We start from the raw sequence: 18,343 nt of genomic DNA, 5'->3' as shown, positions 1-18,343 counted from the left end.
ACTGAATGATCAGTCAAGGATAGGACAAAGCTACGCCCTTACTCCCTCAACTCCAAATTACCCCTGACTTGCTCCCGATAGTGCCGTGATCGATTCTGTAGATTTAAGAATTTTTGGCGTAGATCCGTCTACCTGGCTGGATAGTAGCGAATTGACCGGACGGTTTGCCGTCAAGGTCAATCCCCGAACGGGCAAACCCATTGATGGAGTGATGAAGGCCACGTACAAAAGCCTGGTCTTTGAGATTACGCCACGTGCCGATGGTACCTCATCCATGACGCTGAGGGGATCAACTCACAAGTACAGCAATGAGGGTACCCACAACTCAGACCAATTCCATTACCATCAACTACTCACCGTCATTGAGGAGCTGACCGCCAAATTTGGCTTGGTACCTGGGCAATCGGTCATTGAAGGTATAGAGGTAGGCGTTAACCTGGAATTGCCCTTTCCGGTCAAGAAAGTTCTAACGTCGGTGATTGCCTATAAAGACAAAACCTTTGAGATCATCAACGCCCGTCGTCCGTCGCTGGGTAGGCTGTGCCCTTTCTATGAGTATGATATAAAGCTCTATGACAAGGTGATACAGAGCTTTACTGAGTATCCCGCGCAACCAAAACCCGATGCAAAGAACCTGCTGAGGTATGAGGTCAAGGTTAATAAAATGCGCTGGCTGAAATCCTACGGTATCCAGACTCTGGCCGACCTTACGGAAATTGATACCGTGCGCTCGCTGCTGGGTGCCTTGGTGGGAGTGCTGGAAAAGATTGTATTCGTGGATATTGACGCGACGCTCGATTTACTGACCGATCGGGAGCAAGCTCGGTACGGCCTATTCCGCGACCGGGACAAATGGAGGGCATTCGACAAAAGCCAACGGTACGAGATGAGGGAGCAACTACCCCGGCTATTGAAAAAGTCCAACGCGTTCGACTATGGCCATGCCCTGCTCAATGCCATCAATACCACGTGGTTAGGGCTGTTTCAGGAAGCACCAAAAGCCCGACTTTTTCACCGGGTTTGCATAGAAGGTGAAGCAGACAAAAACCCGACTATTTCACCCTTTAAATGTTTGGGTGAAACAGTCGGAAAAGAAGAAAAAGAACCTTCATATAAAAATTTGTCGAAAACCTTAAAAATCCGGGTGTGTGCATCCTGTGGAAAAGACATATCCGGCCAACGTTCCCAAAGCCGGTTTTGCTCGGAAAAGTACAACGGCCATCGACACGCCCGGCATTGCCGCAACCAAGACAGTAACCAACGAAAAACCAAACGATACCAAGTGATGAGAGCGCAAGCCAAAAACCAGTATGTACGGATTACGTACCATGCCATCAATGACGAAGGCAATCAATTCTGTGACACCCTGCATAGTTCGGAAATAGCCGTTTCGCGGGAATGGCTTGATACAGTGGTTCGGGTGGAGGTACTGAGCGAACCGCCCGAAAACCTGACCGATACCGAAGGCCGCGACTACCTAGAACGGCTCACCAAGTGTAATATGCCCCAGTTTCGGGAGCGTATGCGTTCAATATCGTCTAAGTAGGATAAAATGCTGAAAATCAGCCCTAAATATTATGGTTGTTGACGCTTTTTTAATACAATTTTAAACGCTGTTTAAGTATCGTTTAAGAAAGTACGCAATGAGCACAATTGACTACCTCAACACCCGGCAAAACCTGCCTTTTGCAGCCCAATTTGCCCCAAATCGGCCAATAAATAGGGAAGAACCGACGCCTTTCCGGGTATAGGGGTAGCGGAGTTTCGTATCAATTTTAATCTAAAAAAATACGCAGTTGTGTACGTTGCTCCTTCCGACACCCCCAAAGTGAGAATTTCTATAATTTCAGTATAACCTCAAAAGAGAGTACGCAATGAAACAGACAAATAAGCTGCACAAAGCCTTTCAAAGCGATTTGGAAGCGCAAGCCTTCAAATACTACGCAATGGGCCTGAGTTGCCGGGAAGTGGGAAAGCTGCTAGACCTGTCAGCCCGAACGGTAGAGCGGTATAGCCAAAAAAACCGATGGCAAGATAAACTCAGCGTGAAGACCGTAGAGCAACGGGCCTACGAACTTCACGAAGCCGGAAAAACGTATGAGGAGATAGCCAAAGCCCTCAAAGTAAGTAGGGCTACCGTTTACAACTACATGAAGCGGCACAAGGCGAATTTGGCGGCAAACGAACAATTTCAAAACCCTTAAAACTGACCAATGGAAAAGATAGGTTTCTCCTACAATTGGAACGGGAAGTTGTATACGGACAACTTCACGACGTTCCGGCTCCACAACCCCAAAAAGTACGTAATAGGCCGGGATTACGAAATTGACCTCAAAGGCGTACCGATGGGCAAACGCCGGTGCCTGGATATTCGGGTTTTGACGCTGGATCAGGTGAATGAATGGATTGCCCGGCTTGATACCGGCTATGGGCTGGAAGAATTCAAAAAGCTGGTGTGTACGATGTACAAAAAGGTACCCAACATAGCCAAACAGAAGTTTGATTTACTGCTCCTCAGCCGGGTAGGTACCCCGTAGAACCGGGAAGTCAGGCGTAAGCCGTAAGGACGCGCAAGCCTTTTAAAAAGAGCTAAAAACTTTATATTCTAATTTTTGTCGAAAACCGATTTTTATCAATGGAAAATTTCATAGAATTCCCCAACAATCTGCAATCCTTCGACCGGATAGCGGTGAAAGAAACGGGCGTAACAATGCAAATGCCCGTATATCTGGGCTTAAAGCTCAACGGCTCGGATAAGTGGCTCCTACCCATAGAGCCAACCATTTCGATACGTGGCCGTAATGTCATTACCAGGCGTACTATTGCCAAAGTTGACAGTACTAAGCCGATCAAGCCCGGAAGTGTGAAAGAACTCTGGGCAAAGGACGATTACGAAATCATAATTACCGGAATGCTCCACAATGATGAGGAAGAGGAACTACCAAGAGAGCTCATCAGCCGCTTGACAAATTTGTGTACTCATACAGGCCCCGTTTACATGAGTTCCGGCATTACTGACGCTGTAGGTATCCGGTATATTGCTATAACTGACTATGATTTTCCACCTACTGAGGGGATCAGTTACCAGCGGTACAGTATAAAAGGGTTTTCCGATACGCCGTTAGAAGTGCTTTTAAAATAGCCGGGATCAGCCCGAAAATATTTTGCATCAAAAAGGCCATTGCTCGATTTCAACGGCCTTTTTGCAAATCGGTCCGTTAAACGCGTTTAAACGGCATTTGAACGGTCTTTAAATTTTTGGCTGGGTGGGTGCTAAAACAGGTGTTCGTGGCGTGTACGTGGAATTTGGCGGCAAAGATTGGGGATTCGGGGTAATCGGTGTATTTTTAACCAGTATAACAATCTAAGACCGTACAAAAATGGACGAAAGGCGAATTCTACGGAACCGTAAGATGAGGGAGGAGTACCGCGAACAATACCAAAAAGGGTTCCGGCATGAAATCATTGTAGAAAAGCTGATACCCAAATATGCCCTTGCCCGGCTGACGGTTGAAGCCATCGTATTTCAAAAAGGCGTGTACAAAAATGCCTGAATTAAACGATACTGACGCTTATTTGTGATTGTATCCGTGCTTGCCGCTTTTCTCGTAGCCTTACCTCCTTTTCCCTTTCCTCATTAGAAAGCGTAGTAAGATAGCGTTCATATTGTTGGTCGCTCCATTCCAAAAAATCAGCGATTTTACCGGGTAGCGGCTTTCCGTCCTGGTCTGCATAGGGGTTCATTTCGTTCTCCATTGGCGAGGTTTTGAGTAGTTGTAAAAGGATCACTAAGATACGAAAAAAGCGGCTTTAATGGCCGCTTTTGCTGTGTTGGTGGCTTCCTCAGCCAGTAATCGATATATTTAGGGCTCAGAATCGTAAACCCTGCCATACTATGCTACTCTTTGATATTGTCTTTAAATCCGGTGAGTTCTACGGGGATGAGGGATCATTTTGGAAAGATTATATTATTCCAGTATTTACGGCGGCACTGGGGGCGGGTATTGGTGCCTATGTAACATATAGGGTATTCCGTGAAACACTTAAAGCTGATAGGGAAAAAGAAGCCAGGCAGAGAAACGAGGAGCAAGAAAAGGAGTTACGGGCAAAAAATGACTTGGAAAGTGAAAGGCTATTGTATCTAAGTAATTTAATAGAACGCTCCATAAATTTTATGAAAAACTTATTAGTGGCTATTAATAATTTTCGTAAGGAGCTTGAAGCCCAACCAATAGAGATACCTCCCATAAATTTACCCTTTACAAATGATTTGAAAAGAATAGTATATGACATTGATAGGGAAAACCATTTTCACGCCTATCGGAATCAAGTAAAAGATCAAAATATATTCATCATTTTTTCAACTTTCGATTATTTTGAACGTATAAGAATAGGGATAGAAAATGGAAGAGAATTAACTCTAAAGAATTACAATATACCAAAGGATGAGCTAATTAAGGAGTTGTTGAATCTAACCTCTTTATTAAAAATTTATCAAAATACTTTAAAGGAAAAGCAGTCGCTATACCCCAAAGAATGCCAAGTAGTACGCAAAGCCATTCAAAACCAAGATCGCCTTTCAACTGAAACCACTTCAATTACACAGCTATTTATTGATTCAGTAGTAAACCCATTAAGCCAATTTTATTATGAAAATTCCACATTAATATCTAATGAATACCGCGATTTAGGTATATCTGCTAATAAGATTATTGATCTTTCTATTCCCATGATTGCGTTGAATGAAAGTTATAGGGACAAAATGACATCATATTACGAGAGCATTGAAAAGGAGCTTGCTAAGATCATTAAAGCATATAAGCCATTGAGTGAATTTTGTAAAGAAAAATTTCCTGTCTGATGGTGTTGATGTGATAATACCTTTACCTTGGTAGCCGCTTTTGGTGCTTTGGTGGCTTCCTCAGCCAGTAATTGATATATTTAGGGCTCAGACCTCTAAACCCTGCCATACTATGCTACTCTTTGATCTTGTTTTTAAGTCCGGTGAGTTCTACGGGGATGAGGGATCATTCATCCAAGATTTTATCATTGCCGTCGTGGGTGCGGGTATCGGTGCCTATGTGACCTTTCGAGTTTTTCGCGAGACACTTAAAGCCGATAGAGAGAAAGAGAACAGAGCTAGGGCTGAGGAAAAAGAGAAAGAAGCCAGGCAGAGGGGCGAGGAGAAAGAAAAAGAATTAAAGGCAAAAAATGACTTGGAGAATGAAAGATTGATCTATTTACACTATTTAGTCAGAAGCTCTATTTGGTTTACGGAAGATTATATAAATAACCTAAATCAATTCAACAGAGACTTTGAAAAAAATAGGAGTAAGATTCCTTCCTTACTAAAAACACCTCCAAATAACTTAGAGAGAGTAACAAATAGTATTGATAGAGAGCTACATTTCCATGCCTATAAAAATCATATACCTGGACATGGAATATTAAGATTTTACAGTAGTCTGGATTATATTGAGGGTGTTAGATTAGTAATTGACCGATCAATTAGAAAAGCAAATAAACTTGAAATTAAGAATAAAGATGAATTTAGGGATAATATTGAAAAACTTAAATTATTGAATATAAAATACCTAGAAGAATCTGAATTACAAGAATTTAGTTTTGATGATGTATTTGACATGGTTGAACAAATAATGTCTGACCTTACAAACATTCTAAAAGCTAATAACTCAGACCATCAAGCAATTATCAATAAAGTAGCTACCCCGATAATTGATTTATACCTTAATGTTGAGAAAAAGGGCTTATCTAACAATATCAGAGAAATGTTTAATGTGGCCTGTAAGCTAAAAAAAACAAATATTTTATTGGAATCAGTCTCTAATAAAATCGCTATTAACCTTAAACAGTATTCAGAAGACCTAACCATTCAGTTAATCAATTTGAAAAACGAGTTTCAAGCATTAGACAATTACTGCAATCGAAAATTTCCTGACCAATCCTAGTATTGCCCCTTCCTCAACAGAATAATCTTTGGATTTAGGTAATGGCTCCGATAACGACCTTAATTAAATTTCCTCCTTGAAAGAAACTTTTTTATGGGCGTTACGCTTAGCATACCCGTACCAAAAAAGTATTCAGATGGAAACGTTTAATAATGAACAAGTTAAAAGAAGTAAAGTTGTTGCTTATTATCGAATAATTGAGCCACGACAATTTAAAGATCAACATCTTGAATTGCTGAAAGTAGAAAAAGAGTTCATGTATAACTCAGAACTAGTCTTTGAGAATAGTGTAGAAGAGGAAATAACAAAGTACATAAGGAAGAATTATGTAGAAAGCTATCAATCTTTTGAAGTTGTAGAAATTATAGATACAAAAGATGGGAGAGTTTTATTTAAAGAGCCTACATTTTAAGAAGTAGTATTTAGAAAGAGCGGCTGTCATTGGCCGCTCTTTGCCATTTCTGACCCTTGCGAACTGGGATTAGCCCGGACGCTGTACAAACTTATTTAGCCAACGGTAGCGGCCCCGCTGGGCGTTTTCAGATATATTTGCGCAGGTTTTCAGGGCCACGGCTTGCAAGTGTCGGAAATAGTCTCCTACTTTGAAGTGCCTAATTACCTGTCACGCGGTGCAAACCGCCCCGGCTTTCAGTCGTGGTTTTTTTATTGTCTTTTCATTTCTGTGATGATACCGATTGATACGGTGTCGTCTCCGTAGAAGGTTTGAAGACCTTCACCCGTGACAGGGTTAGGCATACGGAGTTCGGCACCGTATTTTTTGTTGCCGTGAACCAACACTTTAACGCCTAATAGTGTCATGTCAAACACCCAATCCGCCCGGCCTGCTGGCCTGGGTACTCTCCCCATTGCCTACGGGCAATTAGTAGACAACCTACTCCAACAACAAAACCCCCATGCCTGGCAAAACGACCTTTGGGCCATTTTTACGGGCTTTATGGTCAATCAGGCCAATGAGGGCAACAATCCCAAACTGAGTGACCTATTCGCCACGTTCCGGGATTTACATTCCTTCTTTGAGGAATTAAAGGCCATCCAAGCCAGAAAGGAGGGAACCAACCAATGAGAACGGCCCCTGACTCTAAAATCGCCCTGGAGGCTGTAGACTTGCTTTGGGATATGCAAGACCCCAAAGAGTACAAAGTCCAGCTCACCGAACTGTTTGAAGGCTGGTTAAGCTCCCATTTGACGGACGGAACCGACGTAAACCAACGCCTTACCATCTGGCATTGCTACGAAACCTTAAACGAATTCTTTGATAAGCTGGAAGCGGCTACCACCGCCAAAGCCTAGCCATCTGAATTCTTTTCCTCCACGTGTCAAGCCCCCGGCCATCGGCTGAGGGCTTGACCCTCTTTCTATTCATACCCTATGAAATCGCCTATAAAACAGCCCTCCACGGCTGCAAAAACTATCAACGGCTCCACACAAGCCAAAACCGCTAAAAAGCCCCTCAACGGCAAAAAAGAACCCGCCACGGCTGCTGAGGATACCGCGCCCAATTTGGCCCCGGTCAAGCTCCTAAAAAGGTACCTCAAAGAGCACTACCAATTCCGGTACAACGAAGTGACCAAAGAAGTAGAATTCAGGAGCCAGAAAGCAAAAACCGTGTTCGTGCCGCTCGATGAGGAGCAAGCTTTGCCCGAATTGCGGATAGAACTAGCTGAGATGGGCTTTAAATCGTACAAAACCTACCTCAGCGACTTGGTACGTACCAAAGACCTTTGCAGCCGCTACAACCCGTTTGAGGACTACTTTACGACCTTGCCCCCCTGGGATGGTACCCGCGACTACATCAGCCAACTAAGCGGCTATGTAGTGGCCAAAGATCAGGCATGGTTTGACCGGATGCTGAGGAAACATCTGATAAGGACGGTAGCTTGTGCCTTGCGTCGGTTGCCCTTCAATAAGCATTGCTTTGTACTGCTGGGTGAACAGCACGACGGTAAAACCTCCTTCATCCGGTACCTATGCCCTCCGGCCCTGGTCGACTACTACAAAGAGAATCCACCGCTCGACCATAAGGATAGTACCCTAGCCCTCAGCCAAAACATATTGATCAACCTCGATGAGCTGCACGACCTCAACAAAGCCGATGCCAGTCGGGTAAAAACACTATTCAGCCAGGCAGACACCAAAGTACGTGGCCACTATGCCGTAAAGGATGCCCGGCAAAGTCGTTACGCTAGTTTTTTCGGTACGCTCAATGAACGCGAATTTCTCAACGATGTGACCGGAAACGTGCGCTGGCTGGTGTTTGAAATCAGCGGTATACGCCACGATTCGGGCGGCAAACAAGGCTACGCCTGGAACGTGGATATAAACCGCGTATGGGCGCAAGCCTACGCCCTTTTGCTGGCTGGGGAATCAATGGAGCTGACCCGCTCGGAAGTGGAGGAGGTAGAACAGCGGAACAAAGCCTATCAGAAAGCTACGCCCGAAATAGAAACCATAGCTAAGTACCTGGTCCCGGCTGGCCGCGATGAGATAGGCGTTTATTTCCTGACCTCCACGGACATACTTAGGAGCCTGACAGCGGCCACGGCTGGAACCGTAAAGCTCAACTCGGTAATGATTGGCCGGGCCTTGACCTTTCTAGGTTTCAAGCGCGAAAAACGCCACGTATACGGCTATTACGTGAGGGCTCAAAAGAAGATTATTTCTGAAATTATTGAGAATCATCTTACCATCTTACCCAGCAGTCAGTAAAAAACTGTAAAACAGTGGGTTATGCCGGGTAACTTGAAAGATATTCATCTTACCCAATCTTACCCGAAGTTACCCAAAGAATAGAGAGAGTACCGGGTAACATGGTATAGATGGGTAAGATAGGTTTTCTGAACTTACCCGCTGTACTGTGCTGAAAAACAGATACTTAAACCCATTTGGGTAAGATGGTAAGATAAAAACGCATTTTAAAAAGATATTTTTTTCATCATCTGCATTTTCACAACCTTTTATCATTCAGGTAGATAGGTTTAAAAAAGGCCAAAAAAGGGGTAAAAATGCACCAAAAAGCGGCTAAAATATGGCAAATCAAGCCCAAAATCGGGTAAAAACGGGCCAAAATCCGGCCAACCTACCCACGGAACGAGTAAAGTTCTATGCTGATGCCCCGGACGGTACAAAAAACAAGCTGCTGGTGTACAAAGTCCATGATTTGGGGCATAGTATCGATCTGCTAAACCGCTTCGATTCCAAAGGCTGGAACATCCGGGCGGCCTGGCATTTGTTCGACAATGGGAACAATGTACGGCTGAGAGTCTGGAAGCTGTAAGGAATTTAACCGGGAACTATTTAACGCGACCTATTGGGGCATTTAGGGAGGAGAGATCAGGCCTGGCGGCTGGCCGCTCTCCCTACCTTTCAAAGCTGAATGGTTCGGGTTAAAATAGTTCGGGTTAATAGATGGTGGGTCAGTTTTCAACGTCGGTTCCTGAACCTTTACGCTTTCTCCCTACAATGCCTTTAAAAATTCCGGATAAGGCTGAGGTAACAATAGCAGTTATCAATACCCCGTACCCCTCAGATGCCTTACCATACCAAAGTAGTGCTGTATAAGCAGCCATAGCCATTACCACCAACCCCCATCCATAAAGCTTATTTTGTAGTTCGGTCTTTTGCTCGGCTTCTAACCTTGCTTTTTCTAGCTCGATCCTCAGCTTATCAAACTCTAGTTCGCTTTCTGCCTTAGCCAAGTTCATTTCCATAAACAGCCTAAAAAGTTCGCTGGCAGTATTGGTATCTGACTGCTGAGGAGTAAGGTTTTGATTCTGTGGAGGCTGTTCCATGATAGAAGCGTTGGAATAGTGAAAATAGGACGAATCGCTAAATTCCGTCCCCTGACCCGTCCCCGCTGAAAATGAAAAAAGCCTAACCATCTAAATATTAGACTGTTAGGCTATGTGTTGGCGGTCCGGACGGGATTTATTTAACTCTACCTAACCCGCTATGTTTCAATTATTTACCTCGCCTATTTTCTGGCCTATACCCTAATTTATACCCTAGGGCCACACTTAGAAAGGTGTCTTACAGTCATAACTAATTCATTTTTAACACATTAGCTATATACCCTTTTTTGGTGGGGTATACCCTGATTTGTGCCCTTGCTTTTGCGATTAGCCAGGCAGTATTAGGTACACTAGCTAGTTTCATTTTCCTTCTCCCCATATAGCCTAGATTCCTTACCGAATATTTCGGAAGTCATCATATTGTAAGCCCTCTTTAATTTATTATCTGTAAACAAATCGGCGTTTCCAATAAAGCTCAGGCCCTCCATAAGATGCGCCGAGAGCTGATGCATCAATTGAATTAGTTGTTGCTCCGTAAGTAAGTTGGAAATGAAAAAATCTAGGTAGAGGTCGTACTTCTCATCTAAGGACTCGTCAAAATAGAAGTCCTTATAAGTACCATCCTCATTCTTTTCCATCACGAAGTACCCATCTATATTGCTTTCATTGAGAAACCCTTTCTTAAAGGCCATTTCAGTCATTTCCTCTCGAACCTCTGTAATTATAGAAGCTATATGCCAACTAACTGCCCCCATCAGTTTGTCGTAGCGCTCCCGATGTAAAGAAGCCAATTCCTCCAGCTCCATTATACGATGTTCCAACGCCTTGACCTTGGCTTTCTCTACTTTATCCGTATTACTCTCTATTCCTAACACCTCCCCCAGGGACACCCCCAAAGCATCCGCTATGCTTTGAAGTTGATCCAAAGTCATTTTACTCCCTCGTTTTTCAAGCCGGGCGTAATAGGAGGGGTCTAAATTCAGAGAGGTTGCAACATCAATTTGCTTGATTCGCTTCCCCTCTCTGATAGCTTTGATTCTCTCTGGTATTCCCATAAATCAAAGGTAATGTACTTAAAAGTCTATCAAAAGGACTTTAATATACATTTTTATGGACTATTACAATTGAATAATGGCTTATTTAGTCTATATTTGGACCTATAAATCAACTATTCAATTTATGGCCAATCAAACAACCATCCAAACGCCCCTGAAAACGGTCATTCAAGACTACGAGGCAGGGACAAAATCAAAGTTTCGCCCTACAAAGGATTTCTACGAGAGTATGGAAATCAACCGAATTCGGTTCTGGCAGCTAGTGAAAGGTAAGCAGGAGCCAAAGGCTTCAGAGATCCTTGCGCTTTCTAAGTTCTTCAATGTCCCATTTAATCAACTCATTACCAATGAAAAAGCCCGGAACTAGTCACAGTGCCGGGCTTTTCTGCGCGGCCACTACTTGCAATAGTGCCGGGCATGTGTGTAAACACCTGTTAACCAAACCAGATTATTTACAATGACAAAACTAACAAAAAAACCGGGCTTCTACTCTGTACGAGCCCTTTACCGGCTAAAAATTACCGGAGCCGGTGCGGATGTAGGCTCTCTTTACCTACGCATTGTAGTAAACGGCATCCGTTCTACCGAGCGCTCTACGGGCATCCGGGTAGCTAGTAAACAGTGGGATTCCAAAAGCCAGAGTATCCTAGGCAACGACCGCGAAACCCAGCTCAAGAACGCCCAGCTGCACCAGATCCGGACGCGCATTTATGAAGCCCAACGCGAGCTTGAGCAATTGGGTGAAACCGTCACCTGGCGTAAGATCATCGAGCGGGTATTTGACCAGCCCCGCCAGGCTACCACCCTGGCCGATGTATTCGGGCTTTACGTGACCGAACAGAAGGCCACCACCAGCAACAGCCCTGTAACTTTTCAGGGCTATGAAAAGTACTTCCGGAACCTGAGTACCTACTTTGCCGAAAACGGCCTAAAATCGCCCCTGCTGGACGACATCACCAAAGCCCGCTTTCAGAATCTACTGGTATGGCTTAAAGACCGCTACGCTCAGGATTACGCCATCAAGAACGCCCAGTTCTTAAAGTCGCTCTTTAGCTACGCCTACGCCTGCAATCTCATCGACCGCAATCCGCTCACCACTATACGCCTCGAGAAGTCGGGCCATTATGATACGTCACATCTGACACAAGAGCAGGTGCAACAGTTGGCCAGTTTCGATTTCGTGGAGCTACCCCTACCTGTAGAATCAATCCGGGTACTGGACGAAGAGCGTGACGTATTCGTGTTCTGCTGCTACACCGGCCTGCATCATGCCGACTACCACAAAGGTACCTTTGCCGTATCCGAGCAAAAGGGCCGTACCTGGCTCAGCGGCCACCGGATCAAGTCCCAGGGAGGCCGTAAAGACAAGCCCTATTCCATGCCGCTGCACCCGTTGGCCGTGGCCATCCTAGCCAAATATGGCGATGTGGCCAGGCTCCCTCGGCGCAACAACGCCAAGCGCAACCTGGTGCTGAAGCAGATTGCCGCCTACGTGGGTTTGAATGTTCATCTGACGACCAAAATTGCCCGTAAAACCCTGGCTAACTATTGCCTCAATGTCTTGGGCATGAGGCTCGAAACCGTAGCCAAGGTACTAGGCCACAGCTCCACGAAGTTTGTGAAGCACTACACCACCATTACGGACGATTCCATTGATCGCGAAATGCAGTTTGAACCTTCTAAACCCACTACAAAATGAGCCAGAAAGAAGAGCGGGAATTTTTAGCCCAAAAACAGAAAATCCGACAATTGGAAGCTACAATAAAAGAGTTAAAGTATACGGTAGACTTTCAACGATACGCGTTAAATAATTCACAAAAAATAGCTTACGAAACCAATTTATCGAACGGTCTGGCGCTTAAAATACTGAGAGAAGCGGTAGGGTTACTAAACAATAAAACCAATATTGATCCGATGGGAATTTATGTAAAAACCTATCATTTGCTTAATCGCAACTAGGTAACAAAGAAAGCCCGGCCATTACAGCCGGGCTTTAATGCACTACCCTCCGAGTGAAAAAATAATTAAACATTAGCGATTGACCGTCAAATCAATAACCAATACGTAAATATACAAAACTATGAGCAAAAATATCAAAGAGAATGCAAAGCAATTTATCCGAGTAGGTGACGATTATTATAAAATCACCTTACGCCCTGACAAGAAAGGAAACCTCCACCGGGTACTAGCCAAAAGGCAGAAAAGAACTATTACGGACGACTACGGGGCCAATATCATCCATGAGATAGCCAAGTACGAGGACTTTGTCATAGTGCCCTCACATGTCAATTACCAGCAGATCATTCACGGGCACTACAATAAGTACTATGAAATATCCCACAAGCCAAAGAAGGGCAGCTTCAAAACTATAACCGCCTTCCTTGCGCACATATTCGGGGAAGAATATTTGGATTTTATTATGGATTATTTCCAACTGCTCTATCTGAAACCTACCCAAAGCCTTCCTATTATATTGCTTGAATCCGTTGAAAAAAATACGGGTAAAAGTACCTTCGGTCATTTCGTGGAAAAGATATTTCAATTCAATAGCATAGCCCTGGGAAATAGCGACTTTAACAGCCAGTTTAACAGCGTCTGGATTGACAAGCTTACCATCATTGTCGATGAAACATCCTTAGAGGAAAAAGCCGTTATGGAGTCGATCAAAAGGCTATCCACCGAAAAGGGCAAAGTACTTTCCAACTCCAAAGGAAAGGATAAGGTAGACATCGAGTTTATTGGTAAGTTCATCTTCATATCCAACGACGAAGGTAAAGCCCTGCCTATCCAGCGGGGTGAAAAGCGCTTTGCTGTCTTCAAGGTACCTACTTTCGCCAGCCGTGGCATAGAGGATAACCCCGACATACTGGACGATCTACAGGCCGAAATTCCGGCCTTTCTGCATTACCTCAAAGGCCGTCAGCTGGTGCACCCAACCAAGAGCCGGATGCACTTCGATACCGCCGTCTACTTTACCAGGCAATTGGAGCTCTACTTTGAAGGCAGCCAGGGGCATACGACCAAGGCCATTCAGGAGCTTGTAAAAGATAGCTTTGAGGCATTCCCAGAGGAAACAAGCCTTTCCTTTTCCGAATCTGACCTGATAGAGGAAATGGAAAAAGGCAACTATAATAGGTACATCGACAGGCGCAAGGTAAAAGAGGCTTTACAGAAGGATCTGGGCCTTATCCCCCACAAAAAGGGCCGCTACACCTACTTTTCATTGCACCGGGCCGAGCAAGAAGAAACCTACTACCCAGTCCCTAACAAAGCCAATAACGTGTATTATACCTTTCTCAGGAATAACTATAAAGATAGTTATGAGAATAATACAATTGAGCCAAAACCGGAATTGGAACAAATGGCCGTTTTCTGACAATCTGGAACAGACTTAGAACACGGTTTGAACAAAAATCGGGTTTTGTCAATTTTCGTATTTTTCTGGCTACCAATCATTTAATTTTCATTTGAGAAACATTATAAAAAGCTGGAACATTGGAACATATACTATATATACTATTATTAATCAATAAGTTAAGTATATTATTCTTTGTTCCAAAGTTGTTCCAAATCTGTTCCATGTTCCAAACCTGTTCCAATGTTCCAAATGTTCCAACTTTTTCAACTCCCCACCACACACACCGCATAAGTACAATTTGACCAACAATCCCCCCCAAGGGGTGAAAAGCTTTATAATTATGACAAACCGAACATGGCAGGCCGTTGAGAATACCCTGATGGCCATCGACGCTTCAGAATATATCATCAGGCTCATCCACGATGAAAAGCCCCCGATCAATAAAAGGCTCGAGGCCGCTCAGCTCATTAGGGAGATACCCTACTATCAGGCCAAAAACCGGGAAGGCTACAACGTGTATTTCCGGCCGGCCGGCTATGAGTTCGTACTACTGGATGATCTGTATAGGCAAGTTCTTTCAGAACTGGCTGAGCTGAAACCCTGCCTGCTACTTGAAACCAGCCCCGGCAATTACCAGGCCTGGCTCAGGCTTAGGGAAGTCCCCCAGACGCGGGAGGAAGCTGTAAACATCTGTCAGGAACTGGCCGTATTGCTGGCCGCTGACCTGGGCAGCGCCGAACCCGACCACATAGGCCGCTTGCCAGGTTTCACCAACCGAAAGCCCAGGCACCGCAGGGATGACGGCTTTTACCCGTTCGTCAGGCTGCACAAATGGGAGAACCGGGATAGCGATTTTTCACCCCTTGGGGGATTGTTGGTCAAGCACAACCTGCAATTGCACCCCCTGTCAGGCACAAAGACCACGACCGCAGCCGGGAAGATTTCAACCTTTGCTGTATGCTTCTCAGCCAGGGTAAATCAGATGACTTCATTCGGCAACAGCTGGAAGCCTCCAGCGAGAAAGCCAGGCAGATACGCCGGTCGTATGACTACATCGGTAAGACGATCCGGAATGCGCGTATTAGGGTCAATAATTAGCTAGATAATAGTTGTTATAGCAATAGTAACAATAACTCGATTTCAACAATTAACTTTATAGACCTATGTTAGTATACCACGGAAATGCCTGTCAAAACTGGGTCATCGACCCGCTTAAAAAATCACGGTATGGCTTCTTCTGCCTTTCCTTCTCCCCTAATCCTAAAGTAGCCTATATGTATGCTCTATTCAAATGCATGGAAACCAACCTTATGCAGAATGGATGTTTATACGAACTTGAAATAGATGACAACATTCCCCTTGATCTTTGGGGAGATGACATCTACAATTACGATAAAAAAATAGAAAATGGTTTGAGCTTTCCTGACCTTATAAGAAAGCATGAAAAGACGGGAGTAAAAGCATTAAGAATTGGGAAAGGCCTTGATGTTCAAACTTCTACCCCCGATAAGCGAAACATAATAAACGATGTTATATGTGTTTTTGATCCGGTTGTACTCTCCAAACCGAGATTAGTGACTGATAAGATCGGGCGGTAAACATTCTGTAGTTAATTTACCTATTGCCTCACACACAAAAAAGCCGTCAAGATCTTGACGGCTTTTTTGTGTGTGAGGCTGTGACCCCGACGGGAATCGAACCCCTGTGCTTCAGCTGCAATGAGCTTAAAATCTTGCCGGTTTTTAGCCGTGATCCCGACAGGATTCAAACCTATACCAAACCACCGAAGTGGGGAGTGATCCGGTAGCCTTTCCTGGGTTGTGTAGTGCAATATACGAACTTAATCCGTAAGGCAAACGGGCAACGGCCGAACCCTCGAGGCCCCTTCCATGACCGCCGCCCCATCATATATCGCAGGGGGAGGGGGGGTGCAATTGCATCTCTCCAGGGCGTGTGGTTTGGCTCGAGAGCGCAACTTTGCATTTCTTTTAAAAAAACTTTTTTGCTATTTTGTTGATTTACAGACATTTGACGAAAAATTTACTACAAAAACACCCTCGTTTTTTCACTTTTTTGGCGTTTTTTTCTGCTTTTTCGCCCAAAACCGCCCCTTTTTGCCGTCAAAACGTCCTTTTTGTGCAAAAAAAATGGCGGCAATAAAATAGACTCCATTACCCTACTTCCCTTGGCAGGCGCCCATTGAAAAGCCTCCTTATTGCCTACCATGGATCTACTAGATATTACAGTCTAGTAGTTCCGGAATCCGCTACTAAACCACGGCCCTTCACTGTCCTACCGAACGCCAGGGCAACCCAGTACTTTTATCGAAATATCAACCGAAAAGTACCTATGAAAGCTCTTATTCTGGGCAACACCAACCCACACCTCGAGGCCGCTCTACGACTAGCGGGCTGCACCTTTGAGGCTCATGATCCGCTGGATTTAATCCTTTATGTAAGCGAGCATGAAAGCGGCTACGACCGCATTTACAACGGCTCCCAATCGCTGGAGAATCCTGTACGCCTCAAGGTGAAGGATTTTGATTTTATCGTTACCCGGCTCTCCGGAGGGCTTGAACATAAGACGGTTTTCCTAGAGCACCTGCACCGTAACTTGGGTATGTATTCCCCTCAGACCTCAGAGTCTATCAAAATAGCCTCAAATAAGATCCTCACGACCCTCCGGCTGTCCCAGGCCGGTATCAAAACCCCAAAGACCGTTTGGGCCAAGGCTCCCGTCCATGTGGACTACATCATCAAGAAAATGATGGAGGGACTGCCCGTCATCTGCAAAACCGTCTACGGCTCCCAGGGTGCCGGGGTGAGCATCCTTGAGACCGCCCGCACAGCCAACACAGTACTTGAGTCTTTCTTTAAGTCTGAAATCAATGTAAAGCTACAGCGCTACATCGAAGGTGGATCAAAGGATATTCGGGCCATTGTGGTAGGCGAAAAGGTCGTAGTGGCCATGGAGCGTACGGCCAACAAGGGTGACTTCCGGGCCAACATATCCAAGGGCGGCAGCGGCCAGAAGATTGAGCTCTCGGAGCAGGATAAAAGTATCTGTGTCAAGTCTGCCAAAGCCCTAGGCATGGAGTTCGCCGGGGTGGATCTGATGAAGGATAAAGACGGCAATTCCTACGTCATCGAGGTGAACGGCAACCCGGGAATCAAGATCATCGACATCACCGGCCACAACTTCTTTGTTGACCTGGTGAAGCATTGCAAATCGAAAGCCGGCACCAGCACCCAGGCCGCTACCCAGCAGCAGGCCAGCCAGTCAGCTACCCAGGGCGTTCCCTTCATCGCGGAGCCCTCCCAGCCAATGACCCTGGAAGAGATCATCGAGGGATTTCCATCGACCCAGGAGGCCAGAAGGTTTGGCCTCTGGGACTGATCCTTATCAATTAATCAATTTAACCTCAACCTTTTAGTCATGACTGAAAGACAGCTCCGGAAAAACGATCCCGTTTACCTGGCCAAACTCAATGACCCCAAGTACGCCGTAATGATGGACCGGGACGACAGCGACCTGCCTCCGCGGGAAAGGCGCTACATCCCGGGCGTCGATGTTATATCCTCCGCCCAGTTGGGAATACCTGCCTTCAACCTTTTGATCCCGGTTGACCAGGACAAAATGAAATGCGTCATCAAGTAAGCCCTCCTTACCCGAAACTATGGTAATCTGCATAGACTTTGACGGTACCTGTGTCACCCATGCCTTCCCCAAAGTGGGGGAGGGCATTGGGGCTGAAGCCGTCCTGAAGGATCTCATCGACCAGGGCCATCGGCTCATCCTTTTCACCATGCGCAGCGACACCAAACATGGCAAGTACCTCACGGACGCGCTCGATTGGTTCAAAAGCAAAGGGATCGAGCTGTACGGGGTCAATAAAAACCCCACGCAGCACACTTGGACCACCTCACCCAAGGCAGCGGCCGACCTATACATTGATGACCTGGCCCTGGGGATTCCGTTGACCACTCCCAAGGGCAGTAAGCCGCATGTTGATTGGAGCGCCGCCAGGCAGCTGCTCACCGATGCCGGTATCCTGAAAGAAACCGATGAGGAGCAGGAGGCATTGGCCAGGCTCATCTATGAATTCCCCTCCACCCAGGAAGCCCAGAGGCTGGGCCTATGGGACTAACTGAA

25 protein-coding genes are annotated in these 18,343 nt (G+C 45.4%); 22 read left to right on the top strand and 3 right to left on the bottom strand.

The window, feature by feature from the left end:
- The first annotated feature begins 85 nt into the window (after positions 1 to 85).
- The 5 genes from GBK04_RS03310 to GBK04_RS30290 all read left to right on the top strand — a co-directional run bounded on the left by GBK04_RS03310 (position 86) and on the right by GBK04_RS30290 (position 3,554).
- Positions 86 to 1,546: a hypothetical protein gene (locus GBK04_RS03310; protein WP_152756817.1), complete on the top strand. Its 1,461-nt coding sequence runs from the start codon at positions 86 to 88 to the stop codon at positions 1,544 to 1,546.
- Positions 1,547 to 1,874: 328 nt separating this feature from the next.
- Positions 1,875 to 2,204: a helix-turn-helix domain-containing protein gene (locus tag GBK04_RS03305; RefSeq protein ID WP_152756815.1), complete on the top strand. Its 330-nt coding sequence runs from the start codon at positions 1,875 to 1,877 to the stop codon at positions 2,202 to 2,204.
- A 9-nt stretch (positions 2,205 to 2,213) separates the two neighbouring features.
- Positions 2,214 to 2,537, top strand: a complete 324-nt coding sequence (locus GBK04_RS03300) for a hypothetical protein (RefSeq protein WP_152756813.1) — start codon at positions 2,214 to 2,216, stop codon at positions 2,535 to 2,537.
- Positions 2,538 to 2,635: 98 nt separating this feature from the next.
- Entirely contained in the window at positions 2,636 to 3,142 is a 507-nt protein-coding gene (locus GBK04_RS03295) for a DUF6046 domain-containing protein (protein ID WP_152756811.1), read from the top strand.
- A 238-nt stretch (positions 3,143 to 3,380) separates the two neighbouring features.
- Positions 3,381 to 3,554, top strand: a complete 174-nt coding sequence (locus GBK04_RS30290) for a hypothetical protein (RefSeq protein WP_373330679.1) — start codon at positions 3,381 to 3,383, stop codon at positions 3,552 to 3,554.
- A 1-nt stretch (position 3,555) separates the two neighbouring features.
- On the opposite strand, the gene GBK04_RS03290 is transcribed toward GBK04_RS30290, so the two are convergent.
- The gene (locus tag GBK04_RS03290; protein ID WP_152756809.1) at positions 3,556 to 3,756 is read right to left on the bottom strand and encodes a hypothetical protein; all 201 of its coding nucleotides are present in this window, start codon (positions 3,754 to 3,756) and stop codon (positions 3,556 to 3,558) included.
- Between the two features lie 139 nt (positions 3,757 to 3,895).
- Here GBK04_RS03290 and GBK04_RS03285 point away from each other — a divergent pair, with 139 nt between their 5' ends.
- The 7 genes from GBK04_RS03285 (at position 3,896) to GBK04_RS03255 (ending at position 9,264) form a co-directional block, all read left to right on the top strand.
- Positions 3,896 to 4,861, top strand: coding sequence for a hypothetical protein (locus GBK04_RS03285; protein WP_152756807.1), 966 nt, complete (start codon positions 3,896 to 3,898; stop codon positions 4,859 to 4,861).
- 112 nt (positions 4,862 to 4,973) lie between these two features.
- The gene (locus GBK04_RS03280) at positions 4,974 to 5,969 is read left to right on the top strand and encodes a hypothetical protein (RefSeq protein WP_152756805.1); all 996 of its coding nucleotides are present in this window, start codon (positions 4,974 to 4,976) and stop codon (positions 5,967 to 5,969) included.
- 76 nt (positions 5,970 to 6,045) lie between these two features.
- Positions 6,046 to 6,381, top strand: coding sequence for a hypothetical protein (locus tag GBK04_RS03275; RefSeq protein WP_152756803.1), 336 nt, complete (start codon positions 6,046 to 6,048; stop codon positions 6,379 to 6,381).
- Positions 6,382 to 6,786: 405 nt separating this feature from the next.
- Entirely contained in the window at positions 6,787 to 7,053 is a 267-nt protein-coding gene (locus tag GBK04_RS03270; RefSeq protein ID WP_152756801.1) for a hypothetical protein, read from the top strand.
- Positions 7,050 to 7,280 carry a hypothetical protein gene (locus GBK04_RS03265; protein ID WP_152756800.1) on the top strand — a complete coding sequence of 77 codons (231 nt, stop codon included), beginning with the start codon at positions 7,050 to 7,052 and terminating at the stop codon, positions 7,278 to 7,280. The genes GBK04_RS03270 and GBK04_RS03265 overlap by 4 nt, the downstream gene beginning before the upstream one ends.
- Before the next feature lie 78 nt (positions 7,281 to 7,358).
- Entirely contained in the window at positions 7,359 to 8,696 is a 1,338-nt protein-coding gene (locus GBK04_RS03260) for a VapE domain-containing protein (protein ID WP_152756798.1), read from the top strand.
- Between the two features lie 319 nt (positions 8,697 to 9,015).
- Positions 9,016 to 9,264 carry a hypothetical protein gene (locus GBK04_RS03255; RefSeq protein ID WP_152756797.1) on the top strand — a complete coding sequence of 83 codons (249 nt, stop codon included), beginning with the start codon at positions 9,016 to 9,018 and terminating at the stop codon, positions 9,262 to 9,264.
- Positions 9,265 to 9,403: 139 nt separating this feature from the next.
- Here GBK04_RS03255 and GBK04_RS03250 read toward each other — a convergent pair whose 3' ends face one another.
- Both GBK04_RS03250 and GBK04_RS03245 read right to left on the bottom strand, forming a co-directional pair.
- Complete coding sequence (locus GBK04_RS03250; protein ID WP_152756796.1) at positions 9,404 to 9,778, bottom strand: hypothetical protein; 375 nt, start codon at positions 9,776 to 9,778, stop codon at positions 9,404 to 9,406.
- 350 nt (positions 9,779 to 10,128) lie between these two features.
- Complete coding sequence (locus GBK04_RS03245) at positions 10,129 to 10,833, bottom strand: helix-turn-helix domain-containing protein (RefSeq protein ID WP_152756795.1); 705 nt, start codon at positions 10,831 to 10,833, stop codon at positions 10,129 to 10,131.
- A 76-nt stretch (positions 10,834 to 10,909) separates the two neighbouring features.
- Between GBK04_RS03245 and GBK04_RS03240 the strand changes: the two genes are divergently transcribed.
- The 10 genes from GBK04_RS03240 to GBK04_RS03195 all read left to right on the top strand — a co-directional run bounded on the left by GBK04_RS03240 (position 10,910) and on the right by GBK04_RS03195 (position 18,338).
- Positions 10,910 to 11,200, top strand: coding sequence for a hypothetical protein (locus GBK04_RS03240; protein WP_152756794.1), 291 nt, complete (start codon positions 10,910 to 10,912; stop codon positions 11,198 to 11,200).
- Between the two features lie 90 nt (positions 11,201 to 11,290).
- Positions 11,291 to 12,532: a site-specific integrase gene (locus tag GBK04_RS03235; protein WP_152756793.1), complete on the top strand. Its 1,242-nt coding sequence runs from the start codon at positions 11,291 to 11,293 to the stop codon at positions 12,530 to 12,532.
- Complete coding sequence (locus GBK04_RS03230) at positions 12,529 to 12,792, top strand: hypothetical protein (RefSeq protein WP_152756792.1); 264 nt, start codon at positions 12,529 to 12,531, stop codon at positions 12,790 to 12,792. The genes GBK04_RS03235 and GBK04_RS03230 overlap by 4 nt, the downstream gene beginning before the upstream one ends.
- A gap of 121 nt (positions 12,793 to 12,913) precedes the next feature.
- Entirely contained in the window at positions 12,914 to 14,209 is a 1,296-nt protein-coding gene (locus tag GBK04_RS03225) for a primase-helicase family protein (RefSeq protein WP_152756791.1), read from the top strand.
- Positions 14,210 to 14,531: 322 nt separating this feature from the next.
- On the top strand, positions 14,532 to 15,293 hold the full coding sequence (locus GBK04_RS03220; protein ID WP_152756789.1) for a DNA-primase RepB domain-containing protein: 762 nt from the start codon (positions 14,532 to 14,534) through the stop codon (positions 15,291 to 15,293).
- A 61-nt stretch (positions 15,294 to 15,354) separates the two neighbouring features.
- Positions 15,355 to 15,789 (top strand): hypothetical protein, encoded by a 435-nt coding sequence (locus GBK04_RS03215; RefSeq protein WP_152756788.1) that lies wholly within the window; start codon positions 15,355 to 15,357, stop codon positions 15,787 to 15,789.
- Positions 15,790 to 16,080: 291 nt separating this feature from the next.
- On the top strand, positions 16,081 to 16,356 hold the full coding sequence (locus GBK04_RS03210; RefSeq protein ID WP_152756786.1) for a hypothetical protein: 276 nt from the start codon (positions 16,081 to 16,083) through the stop codon (positions 16,354 to 16,356).
- 184 nt (positions 16,357 to 16,540) lie between these two features.
- Positions 16,541 to 17,587, top strand: coding sequence for an ATP-grasp domain-containing protein (locus tag GBK04_RS03205; RefSeq protein ID WP_152756785.1), 1,047 nt, complete (start codon positions 16,541 to 16,543; stop codon positions 17,585 to 17,587).
- A 39-nt stretch (positions 17,588 to 17,626) separates the two neighbouring features.
- Positions 17,627 to 17,848, top strand: a complete 222-nt coding sequence (locus GBK04_RS03200; protein ID WP_152756783.1) for a hypothetical protein — start codon at positions 17,627 to 17,629, stop codon at positions 17,846 to 17,848.
- A 19-nt stretch (positions 17,849 to 17,867) separates the two neighbouring features.
- Positions 17,868 to 18,338, top strand: coding sequence for a hypothetical protein (locus GBK04_RS03195; RefSeq protein WP_373330678.1), 471 nt, complete (start codon positions 17,868 to 17,870; stop codon positions 18,336 to 18,338).
- Positions 18,339 to 18,343 lie beyond the last annotated feature (5 nt).

The sequence above is a fragment of the Salmonirosea aquatica genome, from assembly GCF_009296315.1.
In the GTDB taxonomy this organism is placed as follows: Bacteria; Bacteroidota; Bacteroidia; order Cytophagales; family Spirosomataceae; genus Salmonirosea; species Salmonirosea aquatica.
The sequence above is the reverse complement of the archived record's forward strand: the minus strand, read 5'-3'. Positions and strand labels throughout refer to the sequence as shown.

Coding starts and splice junctions, on each gene's coding strand:
- GBK04_RS03305 (WP_152756815.1), top strand. CDS start 1,875: ATGAAACAGACAAATAAGCTGCACAAAGCCTTTCAAAGCGATTTGGAA.
- GBK04_RS03300 (WP_152756813.1), top strand. CDS start 2,214: ATGGAAAAGATAGGTTTCTCCTACAATTGGAACGGGAAGTTGTATACG.
- GBK04_RS03295 (WP_152756811.1), top strand. CDS start 2,636: ATGGAAAATTTCATAGAATTCCCCAACAATCTGCAATCCTTCGACCGG.
- GBK04_RS30290 (WP_373330679.1), top strand. CDS start 3,381: ATGGACGAAAGGCGAATTCTACGGAACCGTAAGATGAGGGAGGAGTAC.
- GBK04_RS03290 (WP_152756809.1), bottom strand. CDS start 3,756: ATGGAGAACGAAATGAACCCCTATGCAGACCAGGACGGAAAGCCGCTA.
- GBK04_RS03285 (WP_152756807.1), top strand. CDS start 3,896: ATGCTACTCTTTGATATTGTCTTTAAATCCGGTGAGTTCTACGGGGAT.
- GBK04_RS03280 (WP_152756805.1), top strand. CDS start 4,974: ATGCTACTCTTTGATCTTGTTTTTAAGTCCGGTGAGTTCTACGGGGAT.
- GBK04_RS03270 (WP_152756801.1), top strand. CDS start 6,787: ATGTCAAACACCCAATCCGCCCGGCCTGCTGGCCTGGGTACTCTCCCC.
- GBK04_RS03265 (WP_152756800.1), top strand. CDS start 7,050: ATGAGAACGGCCCCTGACTCTAAAATCGCCCTGGAGGCTGTAGACTTG.
- GBK04_RS03260 (WP_152756798.1), top strand. CDS start 7,359: ATGAAATCGCCTATAAAACAGCCCTCCACGGCTGCAAAAACTATCAAC.
- GBK04_RS03255 (WP_152756797.1), top strand. CDS start 9,016: ATGGCAAATCAAGCCCAAAATCGGGTAAAAACGGGCCAAAATCCGGCC.
- GBK04_RS03250 (WP_152756796.1), bottom strand. CDS start 9,778: ATGGAACAGCCTCCACAGAATCAAAACCTTACTCCTCAGCAGTCAGAT.
- GBK04_RS03245 (WP_152756795.1), bottom strand. CDS start 10,833: ATGGGAATACCAGAGAGAATCAAAGCTATCAGAGAGGGGAAGCGAATC.
- GBK04_RS03240 (WP_152756794.1), top strand. CDS start 10,910: ATGGCTTATTTAGTCTATATTTGGACCTATAAATCAACTATTCAATTT.
- GBK04_RS03235 (WP_152756793.1), top strand. CDS start 11,291: ATGACAAAACTAACAAAAAAACCGGGCTTCTACTCTGTACGAGCCCTT.
- GBK04_RS03230 (WP_152756792.1), top strand. CDS start 12,529: ATGAGCCAGAAAGAAGAGCGGGAATTTTTAGCCCAAAAACAGAAAATC.
- GBK04_RS03225 (WP_152756791.1), top strand. CDS start 12,914: ATGAGCAAAAATATCAAAGAGAATGCAAAGCAATTTATCCGAGTAGGT.
- GBK04_RS03220 (WP_152756789.1), top strand. CDS start 14,532: ATGACAAACCGAACATGGCAGGCCGTTGAGAATACCCTGATGGCCATC.
- GBK04_RS03215 (WP_152756788.1), top strand. CDS start 15,355: ATGTTAGTATACCACGGAAATGCCTGTCAAAACTGGGTCATCGACCCG.
- GBK04_RS03210 (WP_152756786.1), top strand. CDS start 16,081: ATGACCGCCGCCCCATCATATATCGCAGGGGGAGGGGGGGTGCAATTG.
- GBK04_RS03205 (WP_152756785.1), top strand. CDS start 16,541: ATGAAAGCTCTTATTCTGGGCAACACCAACCCACACCTCGAGGCCGCT.
- GBK04_RS03200 (WP_152756783.1), top strand. CDS start 17,627: ATGACTGAAAGACAGCTCCGGAAAAACGATCCCGTTTACCTGGCCAAA.
- GBK04_RS03195 (WP_373330678.1), top strand. CDS start 17,868: ATGGTAATCTGCATAGACTTTGACGGTACCTGTGTCACCCATGCCTTC.